We start from the raw sequence: 21,384 nt of genomic DNA, 5'->3' as shown, positions 1-21,384 counted from the left end.
TATGGTACTAACAACGTTCTATACTTCTATACCTGAGAAGTCGTATGGTGATGATACATCAGCTAATAACGGCATTTTGCAATTTTGATAGTCAATATCTGTGTAACGATGGTTAAATATCTCAAATATTTCTGTAATGCTTTCTTTATATTCTGCAGACTGAGGATTTGCTGTTCGTATAATTGTTATTAAGTGTGCAAAATTACTGATAGTCTTAAAACTATCATCACCGCCAAGACTCTTACATATTTCGTGCAATATTCCGCTTGCAGAATCTAAGTTTATTGCTATAGCAGATGGGGAATTTAATTTTACAATTTCATTATTTAAATTAGTTAGTGGTAGTATTGAGAATTCATATTCCTTAATAGATTTTGCTAGTTTTATAATATCATGTAAATTATTAATTTTTATAACTTCATCTAATATAACTGCATTATTCTTAAAATTTTCATGTAGTAGTTCTATAAATGCTAATTCTTTATTCTTCATTACTAAATCTAAATTTTCATTTTTTATATTTCTTCCCTTATACCAATCCCATCCATATTTAATGCAATACCCTAAGATAGTACCTACAGCTAATGTTCCTAATGCTACTCCAGCTATATAAGCACCGCTATATCCACCGTCATTTGTATCATCGTTAGGTCTTTCTGTAGTAGGGGCAGTGTAAGCTTTACCGAGTTGATCTAAAATATTTTTACCTATTTCTGTAGGAGATACATTATCTAAAGAGAGACCTAAGTGATTTAGAGTATTTTCAAGAGTATTTATAAACGATTCACGAGGGATTAAAGTTTCTTTATAAGCGTTATAGTTTTGTAAAGCACTCATAGCTTCTTCTGTAGTGCATTCATTTAAACCTAAGAAATCAGCTCTGCTAGTTTCGGTAATATTGCCTTGAGAGAACATATAATCATTCGTTACTTTATAAAGTTGCCCAAGAATACTAGCCGTACCGTTTTGATGAGGTGTTACGGCTTGTTGTAAAAGTATATGAGGATTATTTTCAGCATCGATAAAAATATTATTTATTGGAGTATTTAAACCATTGTTGCACTCTTGGTGTAGTATTGAAAAATCATTTGGGGACTCATTGAAAGATTGTTCAATGTTTTTCCAATTACACTGTGCATTATCCACTATATAACCTTTTTTAAAAGCTCCCTCAACAGTACTATATACTGATGAAAATATAGTACCACTTAATTTATGAATGATGTGCCTTATATTACCCGGTAAATTGCTTACTATTTCATTTTCAAACATAGGCATAACGCATTGAGAATTAGATGCCATAATGTTACTCTTTTAATTAATAAAAGGTGGTTTCTAAAGTATGTTAATGTTTTTGTCAAGATAAAGTTAAAATAAATTAATATATGGAAAGATTTGAGAAAGATGATTGTTATGCTGTAATGTTTCATTTTTTCGTCATTGCAAGGAGGTACATAGCATCGACGTGGCAATTTCAGGCATTTTGTACTAGACTTCTTGCATAACCTATCTTATAAAAGAAGAGTTTACAGGAAACGGATGCGAGTACCGGATTGACATATAAATTATCTTTAGAAAGAGGTTATGCAAGAAATCTACTGTTTCATAAGGTTGCCACGCTCCTTGCAGTTGCTTGCAATGACGATTTGGTGTCCATGCAATAATACCTTGCGAGAATGACATAGAACGAGCTATACAATATTACTTACCTATGCAGAAATTTTTAAAGATCTCGCCTAGTATTTCTTCTACGTTGATAACACCCGTAATTGCACCGATGCAGCGTGCCGTCATTCTAATATCTTCAGTTGCTAGAACTAAATCATTATCTAAGCTAAAAGCTGTTAAATGTGAGAGAGCTTGTTGTAAATAGTTACGATGACGCTGATTTGTTATATAAGGAGTTTCGGTAAATCCTGCCATATTTTCGGCAATATTTTCAATATTTTTTAATATACTTGAAAGAGCAATATTATTTTTTACTGAAACTCTTAAGCATTTATATTTATTTTCAATAGAAAAGATTTTACTAGCTTCGATTAAATCGATTTTATTAATTATTGTGATAGTATTTTCATCAATTAAATTAATAATATCTTCATTTATATAGGAGTCTAATGTTTCGGCATCAAACATTATAATCTTAATATCTGCTGTTTTAGCTGAATTTATAGCTCGTTTTATACCTTCCTGCTCGATAATGTCACTACTTTCTTCTCTTATACCTGCTGTATCCTGTAAAATAATAGGATAGCCGCCAATGTCTAAATGTCCCTCAATTATATCTCTAGTAGTTCCTGCAATATTTGAGACAATTGCTATATCTCTCTGCATTAAGAAGTTTAGTAAGCTAGACTTACCAACGTTTGGCGGACCGATAATTGCAAGCTTAAGACCACTTCGTAGTAATTCTCCTTTTCTATTATCATTAAGATATTCCGATATTGTATTGACAAGAATTGTATGAGTATTAGTAACTTCATTAAGGACGGTATCAGGTATATCTTCATCCGGGAAATCTATATAAGCTTCAAGCAGCGAGATAATTTTTAAAAGCTGACTACGCCAATTATTATATAATTCTTCAAGTTTGCCGCTTACTTGTCTAATTGCTTGCTTATGCTGCATTATAGTTTCGGCATTAATTAAATCGGCTATCCCCTCTGCTGCCGTTAAATCAAATTTGTTATTTAAAAAAGCTCTTTTGGTAAACTCTCCTGCTTCTGCCAAACGAATACCAGCTATATTTAATAATGCATTTGTCAGCATTATAGATATAGCTTTACTGCCATGCGTGTGAATTTCGACTACGTCTTCCCCGGTAAAGCTACCAGGTGACTTAAAATAAACAACCATAACATTATCGATTAGCTCCTTAGTTTCAGGGACTGTAATTTGTTGATAATACATTAATCTCGATTTAAAGTCCTTTCTACCGGTAAGTAGCTGTAAAGCCTCTAAACTTTTAGGACCAGAAATCCTAAAAACCGCTACGCCTGCTTTACCGAATGCAGAGCTTTGTGCAAATATTGTTCCCACTTATTTTCTATGCCTCTTGCTTAAGTTATTTTATATAATATAATAACCACAGAAATAATCATATTATTATTTAAGAAAATCATGACCCCAAAAACAACCTCTTTAAACTTTAGCCGTTTAAATTGTCAAATCCTGAATGATAAAACTAAAATTCTAGAATTTAGCAAGGAACGTGAGTCAAGTTCCATATATATAGATTTTGTTCAAAAGTTTTTAAATTATATTCCGATAGATTATGATTTTGAGAATAGAGCACAATTATTTCAAAATTTTGCAGATGAAGCCTTTAAGTTTTTTAAGCACAGGATAGCAAGAGCAAGAAAAATAGCAATAACAAAGGCAGTTATCGAAAATGATCCGGCAATAAATGTCTTGATATTACTTGATAATAAGCCACATATTGTTGATTTTATCATATGTCTGCTTAAAAACATGAATTTGCAAACTAAGTTTTTACTCCATCCGGTAATAAACTGTGTCCGAAATAGTACAGGAGAATTGGAAAAAATATTAGAAAATGCTGTGTCGGATGAAAAATCAGAATCAATACTACATTTAACCATTTTAGGCAATTTTGATGATAAAACTACTACATTTTTAACCGAGGCTATAAATGAAAGATTAGAAAAGTTAGAGCAAAGCTATAGTCATTTACCGCAATTACTCACAAAATTACAAGATTTATCTAAAAATATAATTGATAATTATAAATTAAATTTTAAAGAGGCTAAAGAATTCTTAAATTGGTTACAAAACGATAATTTGGTTTTATTAGGGACTCTTGATTTTGAGGTAAAATCTTTAAAATTAAGCAATGAAATAGGAGCAGCAAAAATATGGCAAGAAGTAAAAGACGAGATTGATGATATTATAAAATGTTCTGCTAATCCTTTATATCAAAATCAATTAATAATACTCGGTAAAATAAATAGTGCGTCGCTTATCTATTCAGATAATTTAATCGACTATATCTTAGTGAAAAAATTTGACTCTTCGGGTGAATATATTTCAGGAAGTATAATTTTTGGTATATATAATTCAAATATGTATTACCATTCAATAAGTAATATTCCAATCCTACGACAAAAATTTAATTTTGTAATTGAGAAAGCCGGTTTTGCATTATCTGGTTATAATGCCGATAAGTTAAGAATTTTAATGGAGTCATTACCGAGAGAAGCTTTAATACAAATTGATCAAGGCGATTTATATTGTATGTGTTTACATATGCTCTCAAGTATAATGAGTAAGAAGCTTAAATTATTTATTCAATATGATTGGTCTAGTTCTTTTCTTAATATTATAATTTTTCTGCCACGAGAACGTTTAACGGCTGAAATGCATAATATGATAGATTGTTATTTAGCAGAAAAATTCGGTAGTAAAATTTTATCCAACTATATCACCGAAGTAGCCGGTAATTTTTCTTATCTTTTTGTAATGCTTGAAGCACAAGGGGAACATAAAATAAATTTTGAAGCAGAAATGATACAGCAAGATTTAGATCGTATCTCTACACGTTGGAATGAAGATTTTTATTTTAAGTTTTCTAAAAATTTTGGCGAATATCAGGCAGGTATTCATTTAAAGCTTTTTGATAATGTTTTTTCGGCAGATTATCGGCAAAAATTTTCTCCGGAAATAGCTTTAGTAGATATTGAATATCTAATGGAAGCAAGTAAGTTACAAAAATCTATGTTTAATCTAGTTTCTGTAAATGAAACGGAATTTTACTTAAAAATATATAGTCCAAAAGTAAAACTTGCACTTTCTAATATATTGCCGCCAATAGAAAATTTAGGTTTTAAAGCAATTGATGAACAAACTTTTGCAATTAAGGAGGTTCTCGAAATCAAAGAAAGTTGGATATATAATTTTATCTTAACTTCTATTGTACCTGTAAAGGATAATATTACCGAATTAAAAATAAATGTTGAAGAAGCTTTAGACAAAATGGCACTTGGGATGCTTGCTAATGATTCTTTAAGTAAATTAATAGTGCTTGCAGGTTTTAATTGGAAGCAAGTTAAACTCGTCAAAGCTTTAACAAGATATTTACATCAAACGGGATTTAGTTATGGTAAAGGCTATGTACAGTTAACGTTACTTAAACATCCCGAATATACAAAAATGTTGGTAAATCTATTTGATATAAAATTTAACCCTAAACATTCGGATAATAATTGTGACGTAATCAAAGACAAACTAAATAATTACTTAGTAACCGTTGAGATGAGTAGTGAAGATAAAGTACTACGTAATATGCTTGGTATAGTTAATGCTATTACTAGAACAAATTACTATCAACCACATAAACATATTTTTTCATTTAAGTTTGATTCTTCAAAAGTACCGGGTTTACCTAAACCTGTTCCGTTTGCCGAAACATTTGTTTATTCTAGAAATTTTGAAGCTGTTCATTTAAGAGGTGGTCCCGTATCACGCGGAGGGCTTAGATGGTCGGATAGAGCAGAAGATTATAGGCTTGAGGTCCTTGGGCTTATGAAAGCACAAATGACTAAGAATTCCGTTATTGTCCCTGTCGGTGCTAAAGGTGGCTTTTATGTTCATTTTACTGAGGAAGGGCTTACTCGTGATGAATATATGGAAAAAGTGGTAGAATGCTATAAGAATTTCCTTAGAGGTTTATTAGACATAACTGATAATATCATTGACGGTACAGTAGTACATCCAAAAGACGTTATTATTTATGATAAAGAAGATCCTTATTTAGTGGTTGCTGCCGATAAAGGTACAGCCTCATTTTCGGATTATGCTAATAGTGTGGCAAGAGAATATAATTACTGGCTTGATGATGCTTTTGCTTCTGGTGGTTCTGCAGGTTACGATCATAAAAAAATGGCTATTACTTCCAAAGGAGTTTGGATTTCCGTAACTAATCACTTTAAAACTTTAGGGTTCGATGTCCAAAAAGACCCTATTACCGTCGTAGGTATAGGAGATATGTCGGGAGATGTGTTTGGTAACGGTATGCTCGGATCAAAGGCTATTAAGTTAGTTGCTGCCTTTAATCATAAACATATATTTATTGATCCTACTCCTGATCCTTTATCAAGTTTTAATGAGCGTTTGCGTTTATTTAATTTAAAGGGTTCTAATTGGTCTGATTATGATTCTAAGCTTATTTCTAAAGGAGGCAAAGTATTTGAACGCAGCAGTAAATTAATAAAATTATCGCCGGAAATTAAAAAATTACTTGATATAAATGATAATGAATTATCACCGGAAGAATTAATTAAAGCTATTTTAAAAGCAGATGTTGATTTATTGTGGAATGGCGGAATAGGCACTTATATCAAAGCTAAAACGGAAAATAATTTAGAAATCGGTGATAAAGCAAATGATAACCTTAGATGTGATGGTGAAGAAATTAGAGCAAAAGTTATAGCAGAAGGCGGTAATGTTGGGGTATCACAGAGAGGTAGAGTTGAATATGCTAAAAAAGGCGGGCGCATAAATGCTGACTTTATTGATAATTCAGCAGGTGTTGATTGCTCCGATCATGAGGTAAATATCAAGATTGCTTTAAGTAGTGCGATGACCTCAGGAAAAATTACTTTAGAAGAACGTAATAAACTTCTAAACGATATGACAAAGCAAGTTGAAGAGTTAGTATTACTTGATAATTATAAGCAAACCGAAGCAATAACAATTATGCAACTATCTCCTACTTTAACTGTTAATATACTTAGTCAATTTATAGATATTTTAGAAGAAGAAAAAGTATTAGAGCGGGAAAATGAATTCTTGCCTAGTGCAGAAGAATTGAATAGCAGAGCTATTAGCGGTGAAGTATTAACTCGTCCTGAGCTTTGCATATTGCTATCATATAGTAAGAGATCTGCTTATCATGAGTTAATTAATTCTACTTTTTCCCATGATAAATATTTTGATGCATATCTTATAGATTATTTCCCTGAAATGATGCAAAACAAGTTTCGTAATGAAATTTTATCTCATCCACTTAAACATGAGATTATTAAAACTGTTACTATAAATAAAATAATGAATCAGCTTGGGGGACCGCTTATTAGTATTGTAAAGCGTGAGATTGGGGCTCCACTTTGTGATATAATAAGGTCATATACCATTATTTGTGAAATTTTTGATCTTGATGATATATGGGAAACGATAAGTAAGCTACCTACTAATATTGATTACAATGTAAAAATCGACATGTTTACCGAAATAACGAAATTAATGCGTCGAGGTATTTCATGGTTTATTAAAAATTTAAAACATCCTATTAATATTAGTGACACTATAGAAGAGTTTAGAGTTCCTGCACAAAACTTAAGAAAAACGGTAGATACTTTATTAGTCGGAGAAACTAAAATAAGATTTGAAGAAAAATTAAATTGTTATACCGCTAGCGGGGTAGCGGAATCATTGGCTGCTACTATCGCTACATTTGACAATTTAATTTCAGTATTTGACATTATATATGTAACAAAACAGACTTCAGGGAATAATAAAGAGATAGCAAAAGCTTATTTTGTTATAAGTGATATGTTTAGTCTTGATTGGTTGCGTAAAGTTTGTGATAGGCAATTGAACGATTCATTTTGGCGTCGCTTAGGTATTCAATCACTAAAAGATGATTTATATGACAAACAACGTAGATTATTAATAAAAATAATTAATAAATCTAAAACAACTATTGATTTAGATTTATGGATTGATAATAATAATAACTTAGTTAGAAATTTTCTTGATTTTATTAAAGAAATTAAAGCTCAAGAGACTATAGACTTAAATATAATTATTTTAGCAAACAAGAAATTTGAAATATTCTTACAAAAACTTGAATAAATTATGTCGTCAATGCTTAAGCAAATTAGGTTAGATTCAGGTAAAACTTTAAATCAGGTATCTAGTGATTTAAAAATTAGAAAAAAATATTTAATAGCTTTAGAAGAAGGTGATTTTGATGTTTTACCGGGAGAAATATACGTAAGAGGTTACTTAAAATTATACTTGGATTATCTTAATGTAAAAGATAGAAATGTAGAGCAGATAGAAGCTACTCAACAGAACGAAACCGAAAAATTATTAAATAATAAAAGAGCTACGATATTGATAAATTATAAACGTAAAAAACAATTAGTACTGATATCTATTATAATGTTATCAATTATTATGGTAAGTCATCCATTCATAATTAACGCTTAAACGAAAATGGATAATGAAATATTAGATTGCTTACAGAACGAAGCTAATAAAGAGGCATTTGAAGGAGACACGGAACACGGCACTGCAGCGTACATAGATGTACGTGAGGATGCGAGTACAGGGTCGACGTACCAATTACCTTTAGAAGCAAGTTATGTAAGCAGTCTAAAGAAATTAATGGAAGAAGTAGAACATAAACTCGATGATTTGTTGAGTATGCTTGTAAATAATCAACGTGAAGTTCAAAAATTACAAAACGAAAATAAAGCATTAAAAGATAATTATATAATAATGCTAGATCAAATTAACATTTATATTAATGAACTTGAAGAAATAAAAAAACAGCAAAAATAATTATGTCAATTGTTACGGTAACATTAAATAACAAGAGTTTTCAATTATATTGTAATAATGGAGATGAGGAAGAGTTGCTATCTTTAGCGAATAAATTGAATGATAAAATAGCGGAAATTAAACTTGGTAGTCCCACAGCCTCTTTTGAGCTATTATTAGTTATGGCATCACTTAATGCGCAAGCTGAAATAACTAGTCTAACAGAAAAACTTAATAAAAATGGTCTTCAAAAAAATCATCCTGACGAAGAAAAATTCGCAGAAACCTTAGCTACTATAGCAGGTTACCTAGAAAACCTTGCACGTAAAATGGAAAAGTGATATATTAGTCCTTGGCTGCTTGGTTCGTGAGCTTAATATTAACCTAGGACTACCACTAACTTCTAGGACATCGTCCCTGTCTAATACTAATTCAGTTTAGATATACGAAGTCCACCTTTACATAAAGGTCTTTGAAGGATTTTAAGTAACGGCCAAAGTGGTCATATATACTCGTTAAATTTGAAAAATTGGCTACGTTGTCTTTTGCTGATAATCCTCACGTACTAGTACATACGCTGCGGTTATCAGCTTCAAGACGCCTTGCTCTTTTCCAAATTAAACTTCGTCTACCTACTTTTCGTTTACTCACAGTATACCTTTAAAATGAAACAAACAAAATCATGCAATAAAGTTCTCGGTGCTTTTTTAGGCACTATTATTGAATATTACGACTATAGTTTATATGGTTTTTCAGCAGCAATTATCGCTGATAAATTCTTTTCAGCCAGTACTGATCTATTAACAAAGCTTGTAAATGTTTTTGCTGTTTATGCAGCAGCATATTTATCAAAGCCTATGGGTGCTTATATTTTTGGATGTATAGGGGATATATACGGTCGAAAAAAAGCCTTAAGTTTTACGATTATCGGTATTGTAATCCCGACCTTAATAATAGGTTTATTGCCCGATTATCCCTCGATAGGAGTGTGGAGTACAATCATTTTAGTTTTATGTCGCTTCATGCAAGGTATTTTTATTGGAGGGGAATATGACGGTGCAGCGATTTATGTTATTGAACATTTAGGAGCAAAATATCGATTTACTACCTCGGCAATAACTAGATGTACAGGAGTAATGGGTTTATTATGCGGAATCGGTGCAACTAATTTCTTTAATTCTCATATTTTTCCGGAGTGGGGTTGGCGTATCCCGTTTTTACTAAGTTTACCACTTGCATTAATAACTCTTTATTATCGCCGGCAATTTGATGAAACACCGGAGTTTAAAAAAGCACACTATAGCCAAGATTCTATTAAAAAACTTAGCTCTATAATTAAAAAGCAATGGAAAAATATTGCATGGTTAATATTTTTAGCTGGAGGTTTTGGAGCAACATATCAAATTGCGATCATCTTTATGAAGCAATATTTACCGCTCGTATTACCTTCAGTTGGTATTATTATGAGTACTTTTTCAGTCTTAATAGTAATATGTTTTGCTGTTTGCATGCCGATTGCCGGTTTTATTGCCGATCGCTTAGGAGTTAATTCGGTATTAAAAATCGCATTTATATGTACTATTACAGCAAGTGTATTTTTTGTGATAGCAGTAAAATATCAAATGACTAATTTAGGGCTTGCAGCTAGTTTAATGTTAGCTGCATCAGTTGCACCTTTTAATGCTCTTGCTCATAGTATAGTTATTAAGTCTTTTGTAGTTAAAGAACGCTATCGTGTTATAAGTTTAGGACATAATATCGGCTCAATGTTAATGTCTGGTACTGCTAATTATATTTGTGCAAAGGTAATAAAATCATTTGATTTTAACCTATTCCCGATTTTATATCTTTGCATGTTTGCCGTACTTGCTTATTCTATGACCATATTATTTAACCGTAATAGGTAAAAAATAAATCTTGATGAAAATAATGAATAATAAGTATCTTTATTTGTATTTTTTTAACTTTAAATGTTATGCATAAAATTTTTCATAAATCTATAATTTTTATTATCTTATGTATACAAGGAAATATTAGTTTTACCGATGCACATAGAAGTATATACGCTAGATATTGGTAATTGCAAAGAACGTAAATATGACTATGAAGATCATTTGGAATAATTGTTGAAGCAAGAAATTTCTTTAGCAATGCAGAAGAATGGTTTAAGAGTTAAGTTATTGTACCACAAAGATATTAGAACACAAAAGCTTGATGATTTAGTATCTCGTTCCGTAACTCTTATAATAATACTTATACTGCTTTATATACGCCTTTATTATGGCCTAAAAAGCTTTTTCAATGACTCAAGATATAGGTGAACCTGTTATAATTTTAGGAGAAAAAACAGGAGCTGATATATTTGTATTACTTAATTATGTACAAATGATAAAGACTAATGGAGCTCGTACACGTGACTTTTTAATTAGTGCTTTGGGTTGTTCAGTAAGTAATGTAGATAATGTCTATAGGAATAGTAGAAGCAAAAAGTGGTAGAATATTATGGACTAATGCAATGCCCCAAGTACAACCATTGAGTAGTTCTGTTTTCTCTTCTCGTGATAAATCAGAAATTGGCAATTTTCATTCAGTAATAAATATGCTTTTATCTCCATTATAAACTGAATTTTGTGTCGTTCAGGGGTGGTTGGTATGGCTTATTATTCCTCTCTGTCATCCTGTGATTTATTCACGGGATCCAGTAAAATATATAGTATGGGTAGACAAAACACATCTAATTTAAGTTCATAAACTATAAATCGTTTTTACAAATAGGAAAAATTCATCTATTTCAGGGATAATAAACTTATTTTCATCAATATTATGTTTTTTCATAGCTTGTCAGAGTCCCAAAGGAGCGGCATTAAATGCTTCATCAGCTAATTGAAAGACGTTAAAATGACTAGCTATAGAAAATATTTAGCGCCTAAGTCTACATGAGTAAATACGGCTTCTTCAGGATGCATATGCACTGGTTTCATTATCGGAATAAGGCTTATTAAAATATTATGTTTTTTTCCGATCTCTTTAAAAAGAGTATCGTTATAACCTGAATCACCTATAAAACAAATATCTCCTATCTTAGTTTTAATGATAAAAGTTTCCCATAATGCTTTATTTTTATCAAATATTCCTCTAGCCGACCAATGCTGTGTCGGTTCTAAATAAAATTCTACATCACCTTTAATTTCATCTTCTTGGAAACTTTTTGAATTTAACTGTATTTCTTGTTCTTTATATGACTCTCCCCACCCTAAGGTAACAATTTCTGCATTGGTAATATGTTTTTTGATTATTACGTCATTCATTAGCGGTGTAATAATCTTAGGCTTATCTCGTACCCATAAATCTTTAATTGTTCTGATGTCTAAATGGTCATAGTGATTATGGTTTATTAATATAACATCTATTTTAGGTAAATCGGTAAAATTAATACCGGGTTTTACCACTCTCTTTGGTCCTGCAAAAGTAAAAGGACTAACCCGTCCCGACCATACCAGATCGGTTAAGATATTTAAACCGTCTATTTGAATTCGAAAGGTTACATGCATTATGTAGGCTACTCGTACAGCGTAATCTCGATCGCTTGATACTAATGAATTTCGTGAAACTCGTCTGTAGTTACGTACTAATTAATGTACAATGTGCAGACTCGTCCTTAAATTCATCTTGTCTGAAGCGATCGAGATTTAGCTGTGTATTTTTACTGCTAGTTATTTTTGTGGTGGAATATCAGTGGAAGTAAGCGGCAGTGCTGTTGGCCATTTTAGTTGTTTTGAAGTTGTTTCCCATTTTAGAATATCAAGTAAGGTTTTAAGTTTTATATTAGGATCAATATTGAGAAACATATTTTATTTAGATAGACCTTCCCTTCGGTTTATTAGAACTTTTAACTTGTTTAGCAAAAGATTTTGTCTTTTTATTTGTTGGTTTATGAATAAATCCTCTAGTTTTTTCTCCTATCGACATGGCTTCTTGAAGTATATCTTTTGGTAGTTTAGCTATAGATGCCGATATTTCCGGAGTTTGTTTTATTTCTACCGTTATCTCTTTTACTTTATTTATATCTCTGCCTATGACTTCATCTAGTGGAACATTTTTATAATCTGCAAGAGCAACAATTGCTCCCATATCAGGCATTTTTGTACGACCATCTAGAAAATTTTTCCATGCTGTTTCATGAGTACCTGTTTTTTCACTTAACTTATACGGGGTTATATTGTCTGTTTCTAATATATTCAGTACAAATTTTTTAAAATTATTTCTAATTTCTTCTGGACCATCTTTATTTGTTTCTGATATATCGTTAATCCGATTAAATCTTTCTTTTGACCTTATATCTTCGCTCATTATTTTTTCCTGTAAAATTTACCCTTAAAAATTGAGAGTTAAAACAACTTCATAGATAACCTCTTAGACTTATTTATTAATATATAACTAATAAATAGTAAATAGAAGATAATTGTAATGAAAATAATAAATTTAAGCTATTGAATGAAGTATTTAGGTCTTATATATGAAATTTAAATTAATCTCTTTTAACTTTTTTTGTTACAAATTATAAAATTTTTCTGTAGTAGGAGCGAATTTAAGATATTTTAAAAAGATTATATAAATTAAAAATTGTTTTTTCTACATCTTGATCATTTATGAATAAGTTAATTTTAACTTCTGATAATTGTATCATGTTAACATTTATATTATCTTTCGTTAACTTTGATAATATCGTTTCAAGTAATTTACAATCATTTTTAATCCCATAACCAATAAGAGAGATTGTAGCAATTTCAGTATCAAAAGTAAAACCTTGTATCTGCTTATCATCTTTTAAATTAGTCAGTAAAGCTTGTAAATTATTTTTATCGGTTAAGTTTGTAATAAAACTATATTCTTCATTATTTTTTATCTCTTGCATAAACTCAATATGATTATTATTTTGTGTAATCATATTTGCAATTTGCAAAAAACTTAAAGAAATGCTCTTTACAGATATTTTTAATAAATTTTTATTAGAAGTAATGCTGTTAATAATCCCACTCTCCATATTTTTATCCTTTGAAGTGATTAACGTACCTTCTGTATCTGGTGAAAATGTTGACAGAACACGCGTATCTATTTTATACCGCATTACTAACTCTCCGGCTCTAGGGTGTAGTACTTTTGCTCCACTTGATGCTAGTGCTAACATTTCTAAAAAATCTATTTCTTTTATCTTCTTGGCATTTGGAATAATTCTTGGATCAGCAGTAAATACTCCCTCCACATCAGTATAAATATCACATCTATCAGCTTTCATAGCTGCAGCGATTAAGGCGGCAGTAGTATCAGACCCTCCTCTGCCCAAAGTAGTTAACCTATTGGATTTGTTAATTCCTTGAAAACCGGCTATTATAGGGACGGCATTTAACTGTAAATATTTTTCTAGTAAATCTGTAGTAATTGATTCTACTAAAGCTTTACTATGATTATTATTGGTGAGCATCGGTAATTGCCAAGCTAGAAATGATCGCGCCTTTATGTCTTCTTCTTGAAGCGCGAGCGCTAGTAATGACGCAGTGACTATTTCACCGCTAGACAGTACTACATCATATTCTGCAAATTGAGAAATGTTTTTAAGGCTTGATACTTCATTACACAATGTAACAAGTTGATTAGTAACACCTGCCATAGCCGAAACTACTACAATTACTTGGTTATTTTTAACTATTTCGGTTTTTATGATAGGAACGATTTTTTTTATTCTATCAATATTTGCAACGGAAGTGCCACCAAACTTTTGAATTATTAAGGCCATAAGTAAAGAAAGCCTAATAGAATATTATATAATTAATTTCTGCCTGTCGTCATCTAGCTTGCTTACAGACATTATTGTGTGGAACGTTTTTCAGTTGTCATCTCACAACTTGATCGTGGGATCCAGCTTAAAATACTAATAATTTAGTACTTTAAATTGTTTTTATGGATCCTGTAGTAAAGCTACGGGGTGACAAAGTAGATTTTACCAATCAACGCAACAATGCCATAAAAAGCATTTTTCGTTCCACGTAACACTAGTAGATCAAACCGCAATACTTAAGCACTGGCAATTTCTTTAACATTCACGATTTTATAATTTCGCTTAGTTAAAAATTCTACTCTACCTTCTATCAAAGCAAATATTGTATGATCTTTGCCAAGCCCTACATTCGTTCCAGGATGAATTTTTGTACCGCGTTGTCTAACTATAATATTACCGGGTATTACATATTGTCCATCGGATTTTTTAACTCCCAGCCTTCGACCAACTGAGTCCCTCCCGTTCCTAGAACTACCACCGGCTTTTTTGGTTGCCATTTTATAATTCCTTTTAAGTTACTATTATTGTTTGGTAATATCTAATATTTTTAACTCCGTCAACTCTTGGCGATGACCGGCTTTACGACGATAATTTTTTCTACGCTTTTTCTTAAAGACTATAATTTTATTATCTTTAAGTTGGTTAGTAATTTCAGCCGTAACTACAGCCCCTTTAACTATTGGAGTCCCAATAAAAGAAGGCTTTGAATATTCGCCAATCATTAAAATTTGATCAAACTGAATTTTAGAGCCAAGTTCTCCATCAATTTTTTCGACTTTAATAATACTATTTCTGTCTACTTTATATTGTTTTCCACCTGCTTTTATAACTGCGAACATGAAAACTATCTCTTTAAAAATTTATAAATATTTATCGTATCATATTATTATATTAGAAATTAGTCAATGATCTTTTTTTATAGCAAATCTATTGTCGAATATCTATTAACACAAATATAATTGCATATTGAGTTACCGCAGCAAACATTGCGGCTAGCAAATCATCAAGCATAACGCCGATACTACCCTTAATATTTTTGTCCAACCAATTGATAGGCCAGGGTTTTACTATATCAAAAAATCGGAATAGGCCAAAAGGTAATATGAAAAGTAATATAATATTTATTGTTAGCGGACTAAAATGTTTAATTAAATACGATTCATTAGCAAATAAAGCAGAAAAAAATACTAAAACGATAGTTAGCATTTGCCCTACTACTTCATCAATTACCACTTCTTTAGGATCTTCTGAATTTGTATAATTTAAATATATTTTAGTAAAATAAGTGCCGAGTATTAAGAGTATTAAACATAGGCTAAAGCTTATAATAAATATACTGACAAGTTGAGCTTCACCGAGAGTAAGACTTAAGAAAGGAATGATTATTTTGTTATTAACAATAAAATATATTAAGAAATAAGTTAGAGGGAAAGCGGCAATCGATCCAAAAGTGCCTGGGCAGTATTTTATTTTCCCGATATAAAAAAAAGTAGCAAAAAATTCTGAAAATTGTTTTTTAGTAAACATTTCTTTAATTATTTTATCCTAGATTAGAGCTATAATATCTTATATAATTAAATTTTAACTTATACAGCAAAAATATCATGGGAATGAGCTTTAGCCATTTATTAATAGTTTTATTAATTATTTTTGTATTATTCGGTGCCGGCAAATTACCACAAGTCATGTCCGATCTTGCTAAAGGTCTTAAAGCTTTTAAAGACGGCATGAAAGACGACGGTAGTGATAAAAATAAATAATTAATCTTTAGTGTCCCTTTGTCATCCCGTAGCTTGACCAGCCTTGTTGCATGGCTTGAAAAACCTACTCGATGTCATCCCCGCGGAAGAGGGGGGGGACATCCTGAACGTTCGTACAACACATGGTCAGGCCACTGATTGACCAATATACAACAACACCCTAATTTCCTGAAACAGTAGAATATGTCCCATTCTCTTTCCTAATAATATCATATCGTCTCTGAGCTACTCTATCGATGAAATGAATATTACCGGATAAACCTATATAAGGTTGTCTACTGTTCATTCTATTTAAAAACCTTTCAGATGCAAATTCATTGCCTATATAGTTTGCAGTCATACGTCCTAAATCATAAGAAAGAAGATGCATGAAGCCTATATGGTTAATACCTAAGTCTTTTGCCCTATCCGGAACGTTGCTATTGAGTAAATTTAAAGAGCCGGTAAAGCTAATATCGATATTTTCAGGGTAATCGATATCAATACGATTATCACCGATTAAAATAGCCTTTTTATCTAAATTATATTTACGAATACTATCAGCGAGTAAGTTTAAATTTTTTGGATCATCTGATAGATAAATAATCGGTTTTGTTGTGTCGCTACGTTCATTTATAATATCGGTATTGTCTGAAATATTTCTTGCGGCTTTTGCTATAGATTCAGGATTATCCTCATAAAATTCAGTGTGTGATAATGATGCATTGTTCTGAATCAATATATTTTGCATTACTTGACTAATAGTTTGCGAATGCTTCCCTTTAGGTAATAATGCCATAAAATCTTTATGGTTGTTACTTGCGTAATAATTAATGATACGTATCAGTTGTTTTAAAGGTGCATGACCGAATACAAATAATTTATCTTCTGCAAGAGCCGGATTATTTGACATAGTTATTATAATAATATCATTTACCTTTGCTTTTTCAGCTATTAGAGAGGTAAAGTTAGAATATAGAGGACCTAAAATAATCTTAGTTTTACGTGCTACTATTTTATCCATAGCGGCTAAAACGTTTTTTTCGTCTGAACCATCGTAAGAAGTAACATGTATGTAAGATTTGATTCCGTCGTTAAGTCCCATTTTAATTAAATCTTTATATTGTTTCCCGACAATACTATCAGGGCCCTGATTTGGCATTAAAATTGCAATCTCAATTTCTGTTTGTTCTTTTTTAGGAAGACTTATAGGTTCTTCTTTAGGAGTTTGACAGGACGTTAAATATATCAAGCAAAAAAATGATAGAACGATTCGTAGTTTATGTTTTATACTAGCCATAATGTTACTTAAAATTAAAAAACTATGATTAGATATCTTTCCAAACCGGGATTATATATTGTTTCAACACCGATCGGTAATTTTGAAGATATAACGCTTCGTGCTATATCGACTTTAAAAAATTCGGATATTATCTTATGCGAGGATACTAGAATATCACAAAAATTGCTAGCAAAACATGACATTCATACAAAATTACAAATTTATAATGATCATAGTGACGAGAAAGATAGAGAAAATATCATAAGTTTAATAAAATCGGGCAATATAATAAGCTTAATTTCTGATGCAGGGACTCCTTTAATTTCCGATCCCGGCTACAAGTTAGTTAGAGATATATGCAATCTTAATTATCATATAGACGTAGTACCGGGAGTATCTGCACCGGTTACTGCTCTAACTTTATCAGCTCTTCCTACTGATCGATTTTTATTTCACGGGTTTTTACCTAAAACTATAGAAAGTAAGAAAAAGATTTTTTCTGAACTAGTAAATCTTAAGGCTACTTTGATTTTTTTTGAAACGGCCCCTCGTTTGATAAATACTTTATCGGTAGCTAAGGAAATACTAGGAAACCGAGACATATGTGTAGCTCGTGAGTTAACTAAACTGTATCAAGAAATAAAAACAGGGGATATAGATGAAATAATAGCGTTCTATCAAAATAATATTTTAAAAGGTGAGATAGTATTGTTGATTTCAGGAAATATACAGGAACAAAACCAACAAAAAAATTTAGAAAATTTTATAGAACTTTGCTTAAGTAAAAACTTAAGTAGCAAAACTACTACCGAACTTGTTTATGACAAATTTAAAGATGTTTATAGTAAAAAAGAGATATATAGATTGGTGAATAAGCAAAAGATTTAATATAAATTTATAGTAGAATATTTACCTCAGAATATGCTAAAATAAAGAGAGAAAATAATATTAGATATAATATCGGAATCCAAGTAACTGATGCAACGGATTACGATAAAAGAGCTTTGTATTACTGGACAAAAATGTATACGGAGCAACTGAAATAGGGATCAGATTATGCGGCATTAAATAAAATAATAGGGATACACATACTTAACTTTACCAGTATTACAGATACAGATGAATATCATAATTCTTTTCAGTTAAAGGAAATAAAAAGTGGTTTAGTATATTTTAAAGATATAGAGTTACATATAAATTTGCTAAGAATTCTAAGGAGGAGTTATCTGACGTCGTCAAGAAAGTTAAAAATGCTTTAGATATATGGCTAGCATTTTTAACACGTAATGATTTATTAAATAAAGATAATTTACCGAAAGAATTGGATAATGATGTATTAAAAAAAGCATTAACCGTGCTTGATTGAGGTAATAAATTTAAATGATGCAGAAAGAGAGGAATATGAAAATCGTTTAGAGTGGCTTAGAATTGAAACTAGTGCTTTTAAAAAGATGAAAGAGACAGGAAGAGCTGAAGGCGAAGCTAGAAGAAATATTGAAATAGCCAAAAGAAATGCTAATTGATAAAGAGCCTCTAGAAACAATAATTAAATATACTAAACTTTCAAAAAAAGAAATAGCAAAGCTAAAAGCAGCAATCGATAAGGCGGAAAAATAAAAAGTCGTCTGCGATATATACTTCGAGTAAATGAGGAATCAGCAGACGACCCATTATAAAAAACAGTATATTTAGTTAGCTGAGCTGTGAGGACAGCCGCAACCTTTTTGAGGCTTATTGCTTGCTGCTGAATCTTTAAGTTTTTTACCGGCTGCCTGCATATCTTGACCTGTACTTTGCATTGTATTACAAGCACTTGTTAAGAAAGCTACAGCTACTAATATAGCAGTTATAAGTGCTAAACGCATAAATTTTACCTTTATCAAATTGAGCTTAGATATTATGAAGTAAGCCCAAAATTGTCAACTCGCAAATATATTAAAATTTAAAGTATTTGTACACATCACTTAGCCGTATCTTTATAATCACATAAGATATTTTAGTTACAAGAGACACAAATACAAAAAGTAAATTCAGAAATTCATCATTATAAATAGGAAGGTGATTTACATTTTTATATGGTAAAAGTCAACGGAGCGAATATGTCTTTTGGCAAGATTTTTTGGGTAAGCAGAGTAGCTTTCAAAGTGCTTATCAAGGCAATGATCTGGTGATAAAAATTTTTGATAAGGAGAAGTATGCCTTTTCCGCTAGCTTAGATTATCATGATCAAAGCTTAGCCGATGTATTATGTAGCCTTTGTTTCCAATAAAATATGACACAAAGGTGACTCGCGTGATACTTCATCTATGGAGATGTTTATAACCATGCTGACTTCTTACAATGCAAGCTTTATCTCACATTCTGGTATAGCAAGACTTCCAATATATCAAGCAAAACCTTTTATTATAAAACATAAAAATCTTGCAGTTAAACTTCATAGTTTTATTGCCGCCTGTGCCAAAGATATTTATTCTAATAAAAAAGAATATATGATTACTGTATCGGTAAAGGAAATGACAAAATAATTCTTAAAGAATATGAGAAAAAAGAAGTTTTAGATAAAATATATGGGACATCAGCACGAAAATTTAGGTAATAAACAAAACCCTATAAAACTTATTGAGGATAATGACAAAACTTTATTTAATCTTTATGATAAAAACGGTATTACATGAATTAACTAGTGCACAAATGGAAGGAGAATTCGCTTGGTTTTGCAAGCATCCGTATCTATTCAGGTGGTAAGGTAAAAGGTGCACCATTCGTTACTTGTCATTTAGAAACATTAGCAATGCTTGATCTTAAACCTATAGAACATGAATATTATTCAGAAATAATTGGTAATTTATAAGATTTACTATAACTCATTATTTAAGGTTAAAATAATAATCGCAATGCTCTTTAATAGGGCAGATTTCGCAATCGGGTTTTCTAGCTTTGCATATATATTTGCCGTGCAGAATTAGCCAGTGATGGGCATGTGTTAGCCATTTTTTATCGATAATCTGCAGTAGCTCTTTTTCTACTATTTCAGGAGTACCGCCTTTAGCAAGTTTGATCCTTTTGGCTACTCTAAAGACATGCGTATCAACTGCCATTGTAGGCATGCCGAATAAGCAATTTAGTACAACATTAGCAGTTTTTCTGCCAACGCCCGGTAGTTTAATTAATTCCTTAAAATCATTCGGTACTGAAGCTTGATAATTGCTGATCAATATTTTACATAATGCGATAATATTTTTTGCTTTGCTGTTAAATAGTCCGATAGATTTTATATATTTTTTAAGTCCTTCTTCGCCGAGTTCTAAAATTTTTTCTGGTGTATCATAAGTTTCAAATAAAGATTTAGTTGCTAAATTTACTGATATATCGCTGGCTTGAGCAGATAATATTACCGCTACTAGTAAGGTAAAATCATTCTTATATATTAATTCGGTTTTCGGATTTGGATTATTCTTGCTAAAAATCTCAAAAATTTTATTAATTATTTGTGCTTGCATATATTGCTATAGAAAGTGTATTCTAGAAGATAAATTATTGAGTCTTAAAATGCTAGAAAATAAAAATTTTAAATTTATAGAAAATGAAATAAAAAATAATAAAGTAGTATTGTTCATGAAAGGTACTAAAGAGTCGCCTGCATGTGGATTTTCAGGAACCGTAGTAGCTATTTTGAATAAATTAGGTGTAGAATTTTGTGATATTAATGTACTTTTTGATGCTGAATTACGTGAAGATTTAAAAAAATTTAGCGACTGGCCGACATTCCCACAATTATACATTAACGGAGAATTAATCGGTGGATGTGATATTGTTGGAGAGTTATATCAAAGTGGAGAACTTGAGAAGATGTTGAAAGCGTATACTCGGTGAATTTCAAAAATTGGCGTAAGTCGTCTAGCCAGTTCTGCGGTGCTCACGTATTCAGTATACGCTCCGCTCCTTGCCTTGCAGACTCCTCG

The 21,384-nt window shown here is 31.1% G+C and carries 24 protein-coding genes, 1 other RNA gene and 1 pseudogene; 14 read left to right on the top strand and 12 right to left on the bottom strand.

Annotated elements, in window-relative coordinates; all coding sequences use genetic code 11:
• Positions 1-18: 18 nt before the first annotated feature.
• Together QUD19_RS01245 and mnmE are read right to left on the bottom strand one after the other, a co-directional pair.
• The gene (locus QUD19_RS01245; RefSeq protein WP_498808283.1) at positions 19-1,302 is read right to left on the bottom strand and encodes a DUF5460 family protein; all 1,284 of its coding nucleotides are present in this window, start codon (positions 1,300-1,302) and stop codon (positions 19-21) included.
• Between the two features lie 399 nt (positions 1,303-1,701).
• A complete protein-coding gene (gene mnmE / locus QUD19_RS01240; protein WP_498808282.1) occupies positions 1,702-3,039 on the bottom strand; it encodes a tRNA uridine-5-carboxymethylaminomethyl(34) synthesis GTPase MnmE in 1,338 nt (445 codons plus the stop codon).
• A gap of 81 nt (positions 3,040-3,120) precedes the next feature.
• On the opposite strand from mnmE, the gene QUD19_RS01235 reads away from it, so the two are divergent.
• The 7 genes from QUD19_RS01235 to QUD19_RS01205 all read left to right on the top strand — a co-directional run bounded on the left by QUD19_RS01235 (position 3,121) and on the right by QUD19_RS01205 (position 11,061).
• Positions 3,121-7,872 (top strand): NAD-glutamate dehydrogenase, encoded by a 4,752-nt coding sequence (locus QUD19_RS01235; protein ID WP_498808281.1) that lies wholly within the window; start codon positions 3,121-3,123, stop codon positions 7,870-7,872.
• Between the two features lie 3 nt (positions 7,873-7,875).
• A complete protein-coding gene (locus tag QUD19_RS01230; RefSeq protein WP_498808280.1) occupies positions 7,876-8,232 on the top strand; it encodes a helix-turn-helix domain-containing protein in 357 nt (118 codons plus the stop codon).
• Positions 8,233-8,238: 6 nt separating this feature from the next.
• The gene (locus QUD19_RS01225) at positions 8,239-8,586 is read left to right on the top strand and encodes a palindromic element RPE1 domain-containing protein (protein WP_498808279.1); all 348 of its coding nucleotides are present in this window, start codon (positions 8,239-8,241) and stop codon (positions 8,584-8,586) included.
• A gap of 2 nt (positions 8,587-8,588) precedes the next feature.
• The gene (locus tag QUD19_RS01220; protein ID WP_498808278.1) at positions 8,589-8,906 is read left to right on the top strand and encodes a cell division protein ZapA; all 318 of its coding nucleotides are present in this window, start codon (positions 8,589-8,591) and stop codon (positions 8,904-8,906) included.
• Between the two features lie 9 nt (positions 8,907-8,915).
• Positions 8,916-9,074: non-coding RNA, 6S RNA (gene ssrS / locus QUD19_RS01215), on the top strand.
• Between the two features lie 156 nt (positions 9,075-9,230).
• Positions 9,231-10,472 carry an MFS transporter gene (locus QUD19_RS01210; protein ID WP_498808277.1) on the top strand — a complete coding sequence of 414 codons (1,242 nt, stop codon included), beginning with the start codon at positions 9,231-9,233 and terminating at the stop codon, positions 10,470-10,472.
• Between the two features lie 394 nt (positions 10,473-10,866).
• Positions 10,867-11,061: a hypothetical protein gene (locus tag QUD19_RS01205; RefSeq protein ID WP_498808276.1), complete on the top strand. Its 195-nt coding sequence runs from the start codon at positions 10,867-10,869 to the stop codon at positions 11,059-11,061.
• Positions 11,062-11,471: 410 nt separating this feature from the next.
• Here the strand turns inward: QUD19_RS01205 and QUD19_RS01200 are convergent, their stop codons facing one another.
• The 7 genes and pseudogenes from QUD19_RS01200 to QUD19_RS01170 form a co-directional block, all read right to left on the bottom strand.
• Positions 11,472-12,116, bottom strand: coding sequence for an MBL fold metallo-hydrolase (locus tag QUD19_RS01200; RefSeq protein WP_498808653.1), 645 nt, complete (start codon positions 12,114-12,116; stop codon positions 11,472-11,474).
• Positions 12,102-12,413, bottom strand: a pseudogene (locus QUD19_RS01195) (palindromic element RPE3 domain-containing protein); the annotation flags it as partial. The pseudogene QUD19_RS01195 and the gene QUD19_RS01200, both read right to left, overlap by 15 nt.
• 7 nt (positions 12,414-12,420) lie before the next feature.
• On the bottom strand, positions 12,421-12,915 hold the full coding sequence (locus QUD19_RS01190) for an XRE family transcriptional regulator (protein ID WP_498808275.1): 495 nt from the start codon (positions 12,913-12,915) through the stop codon (positions 12,421-12,423).
• A gap of 238 nt (positions 12,916-13,153) precedes the next feature.
• Complete coding sequence (locus QUD19_RS01185; RefSeq protein ID WP_498808274.1) at positions 13,154-14,359, bottom strand: aspartate kinase; 1,206 nt, start codon at positions 14,357-14,359, stop codon at positions 13,154-13,156.
• A gap of 278 nt (positions 14,360-14,637) precedes the next feature.
• Complete coding sequence (gene rpmA / locus QUD19_RS01180) at positions 14,638-14,898, bottom strand: 50S ribosomal protein L27 (protein WP_498808273.1); 261 nt, start codon at positions 14,896-14,898, stop codon at positions 14,638-14,640.
• Positions 14,899-14,922: 24 nt separating this feature from the next.
• Positions 14,923-15,240: a 50S ribosomal protein L21 gene (rplU, locus tag QUD19_RS01175; protein WP_004997480.1), complete on the bottom strand. Its 318-nt coding sequence runs from the start codon at positions 15,238-15,240 to the stop codon at positions 14,923-14,925.
• An 88-nt stretch (positions 15,241-15,328) separates the two neighbouring features.
• Positions 15,329-15,928 carry a phosphatidylglycerophosphatase A family protein gene (locus tag QUD19_RS01170; RefSeq protein WP_498808272.1) on the bottom strand — a complete coding sequence of 200 codons (600 nt, stop codon included), beginning with the start codon at positions 15,926-15,928 and terminating at the stop codon, positions 15,329-15,331.
• Between the two features lie 77 nt (positions 15,929-16,005).
• Between QUD19_RS01170 and tatA the strand changes: the two genes are divergently transcribed.
• Positions 16,006-16,161: a twin-arginine translocase TatA gene (gene tatA, locus QUD19_RS01165; protein ID WP_392505597.1), complete on the top strand. Its 156-nt coding sequence runs from the start codon at positions 16,006-16,008 to the stop codon at positions 16,159-16,161.
• Between the two features lie 160 nt (positions 16,162-16,321).
• On the opposite strand, the gene QUD19_RS01160 is transcribed toward tatA, so the two are convergent.
• Positions 16,322-17,440, bottom strand: a complete 1,119-nt coding sequence (locus tag QUD19_RS01160; RefSeq protein WP_498808271.1) for a penicillin-binding protein activator — start codon at positions 17,438-17,440, stop codon at positions 16,322-16,324.
• 24 nt (positions 17,441-17,464) lie between these two features.
• On the opposite strand from QUD19_RS01160, the gene rsmI reads away from it, so the two are divergent.
• From rsmI to QUD19_RS01145, 3 genes are all read left to right on the top strand, one after another.
• Entirely contained in the window at positions 17,465-18,310 is an 846-nt protein-coding gene (gene rsmI / locus QUD19_RS01155) for a 16S rRNA (cytidine(1402)-2'-O)-methyltransferase (protein ID WP_498808270.1), read from the top strand.
• A 5-nt stretch (positions 18,311-18,315) separates the two neighbouring features.
• Complete coding sequence (locus tag QUD19_RS01150; RefSeq protein WP_498808652.1) at positions 18,316-18,468, top strand: PD-(D/E)XK nuclease family transposase; 153 nt, start codon at positions 18,316-18,318, stop codon at positions 18,466-18,468.
• A 312-nt stretch (positions 18,469-18,780) separates the two neighbouring features.
• Complete coding sequence (locus QUD19_RS01145; RefSeq protein ID WP_498808269.1) at positions 18,781-18,945, top strand: hypothetical protein; 165 nt, start codon at positions 18,781-18,783, stop codon at positions 18,943-18,945.
• A 165-nt stretch (positions 18,946-19,110) separates the two neighbouring features.
• Here the strand turns inward: QUD19_RS01145 and QUD19_RS01140 are convergent, their stop codons facing one another.
• Positions 19,111-19,287 carry an entericidin A/B family lipoprotein gene (locus QUD19_RS01140; RefSeq protein ID WP_498808268.1) on the bottom strand — a complete coding sequence of 59 codons (177 nt, stop codon included), beginning with the start codon at positions 19,285-19,287 and terminating at the stop codon, positions 19,111-19,113.
• Between the two features lie 459 nt (positions 19,288-19,746).
• Between QUD19_RS01140 and QUD19_RS01135 the strand changes: the two genes are divergently transcribed.
• Positions 19,747-19,947 (top strand): hypothetical protein, encoded by a 201-nt coding sequence (locus QUD19_RS01135; RefSeq protein WP_498808267.1) that lies wholly within the window; start codon positions 19,747-19,749, stop codon positions 19,945-19,947.
• Positions 19,948-20,105: 158 nt separating this feature from the next.
• Positions 20,106-20,273 carry a hypothetical protein gene (locus QUD19_RS01130; protein WP_498808266.1) on the top strand — a complete coding sequence of 56 codons (168 nt, stop codon included), beginning with the start codon at positions 20,106-20,108 and terminating at the stop codon, positions 20,271-20,273.
• 16 nt (positions 20,274-20,289) lie between these two features.
• On the opposite strand, the gene nth is transcribed toward QUD19_RS01130, so the two are convergent.
• Positions 20,290-20,922: an endonuclease III gene (gene nth / locus QUD19_RS01125; RefSeq protein ID WP_498808265.1), complete on the bottom strand. Its 633-nt coding sequence runs from the start codon at positions 20,920-20,922 to the stop codon at positions 20,290-20,292.
• Positions 20,923-20,971: 49 nt separating this feature from the next.
• Between nth and grxD the strand changes: the two genes are divergently transcribed.
• Positions 20,972-21,295 (top strand): Grx4 family monothiol glutaredoxin, encoded by a 324-nt coding sequence (grxD, locus tag QUD19_RS01120; protein WP_498808264.1) that lies wholly within the window; start codon positions 20,972-20,974, stop codon positions 21,293-21,295.
• The last annotated feature ends 89 nt before the right edge of the window (positions 21,296-21,384 follow it).

Source organism: Candidatus Rickettsia kotlanii, from assembly GCA_030295365.1.
Taxonomy (GTDB): domain Bacteria; phylum Pseudomonadota; class Alphaproteobacteria; order Rickettsiales; family Rickettsiaceae; genus Rickettsia; species Rickettsia kotlanii.
The sequence above is the reverse complement of the archived record's forward strand: the minus strand, read 5'-3'. Positions and strand labels throughout refer to the sequence as shown.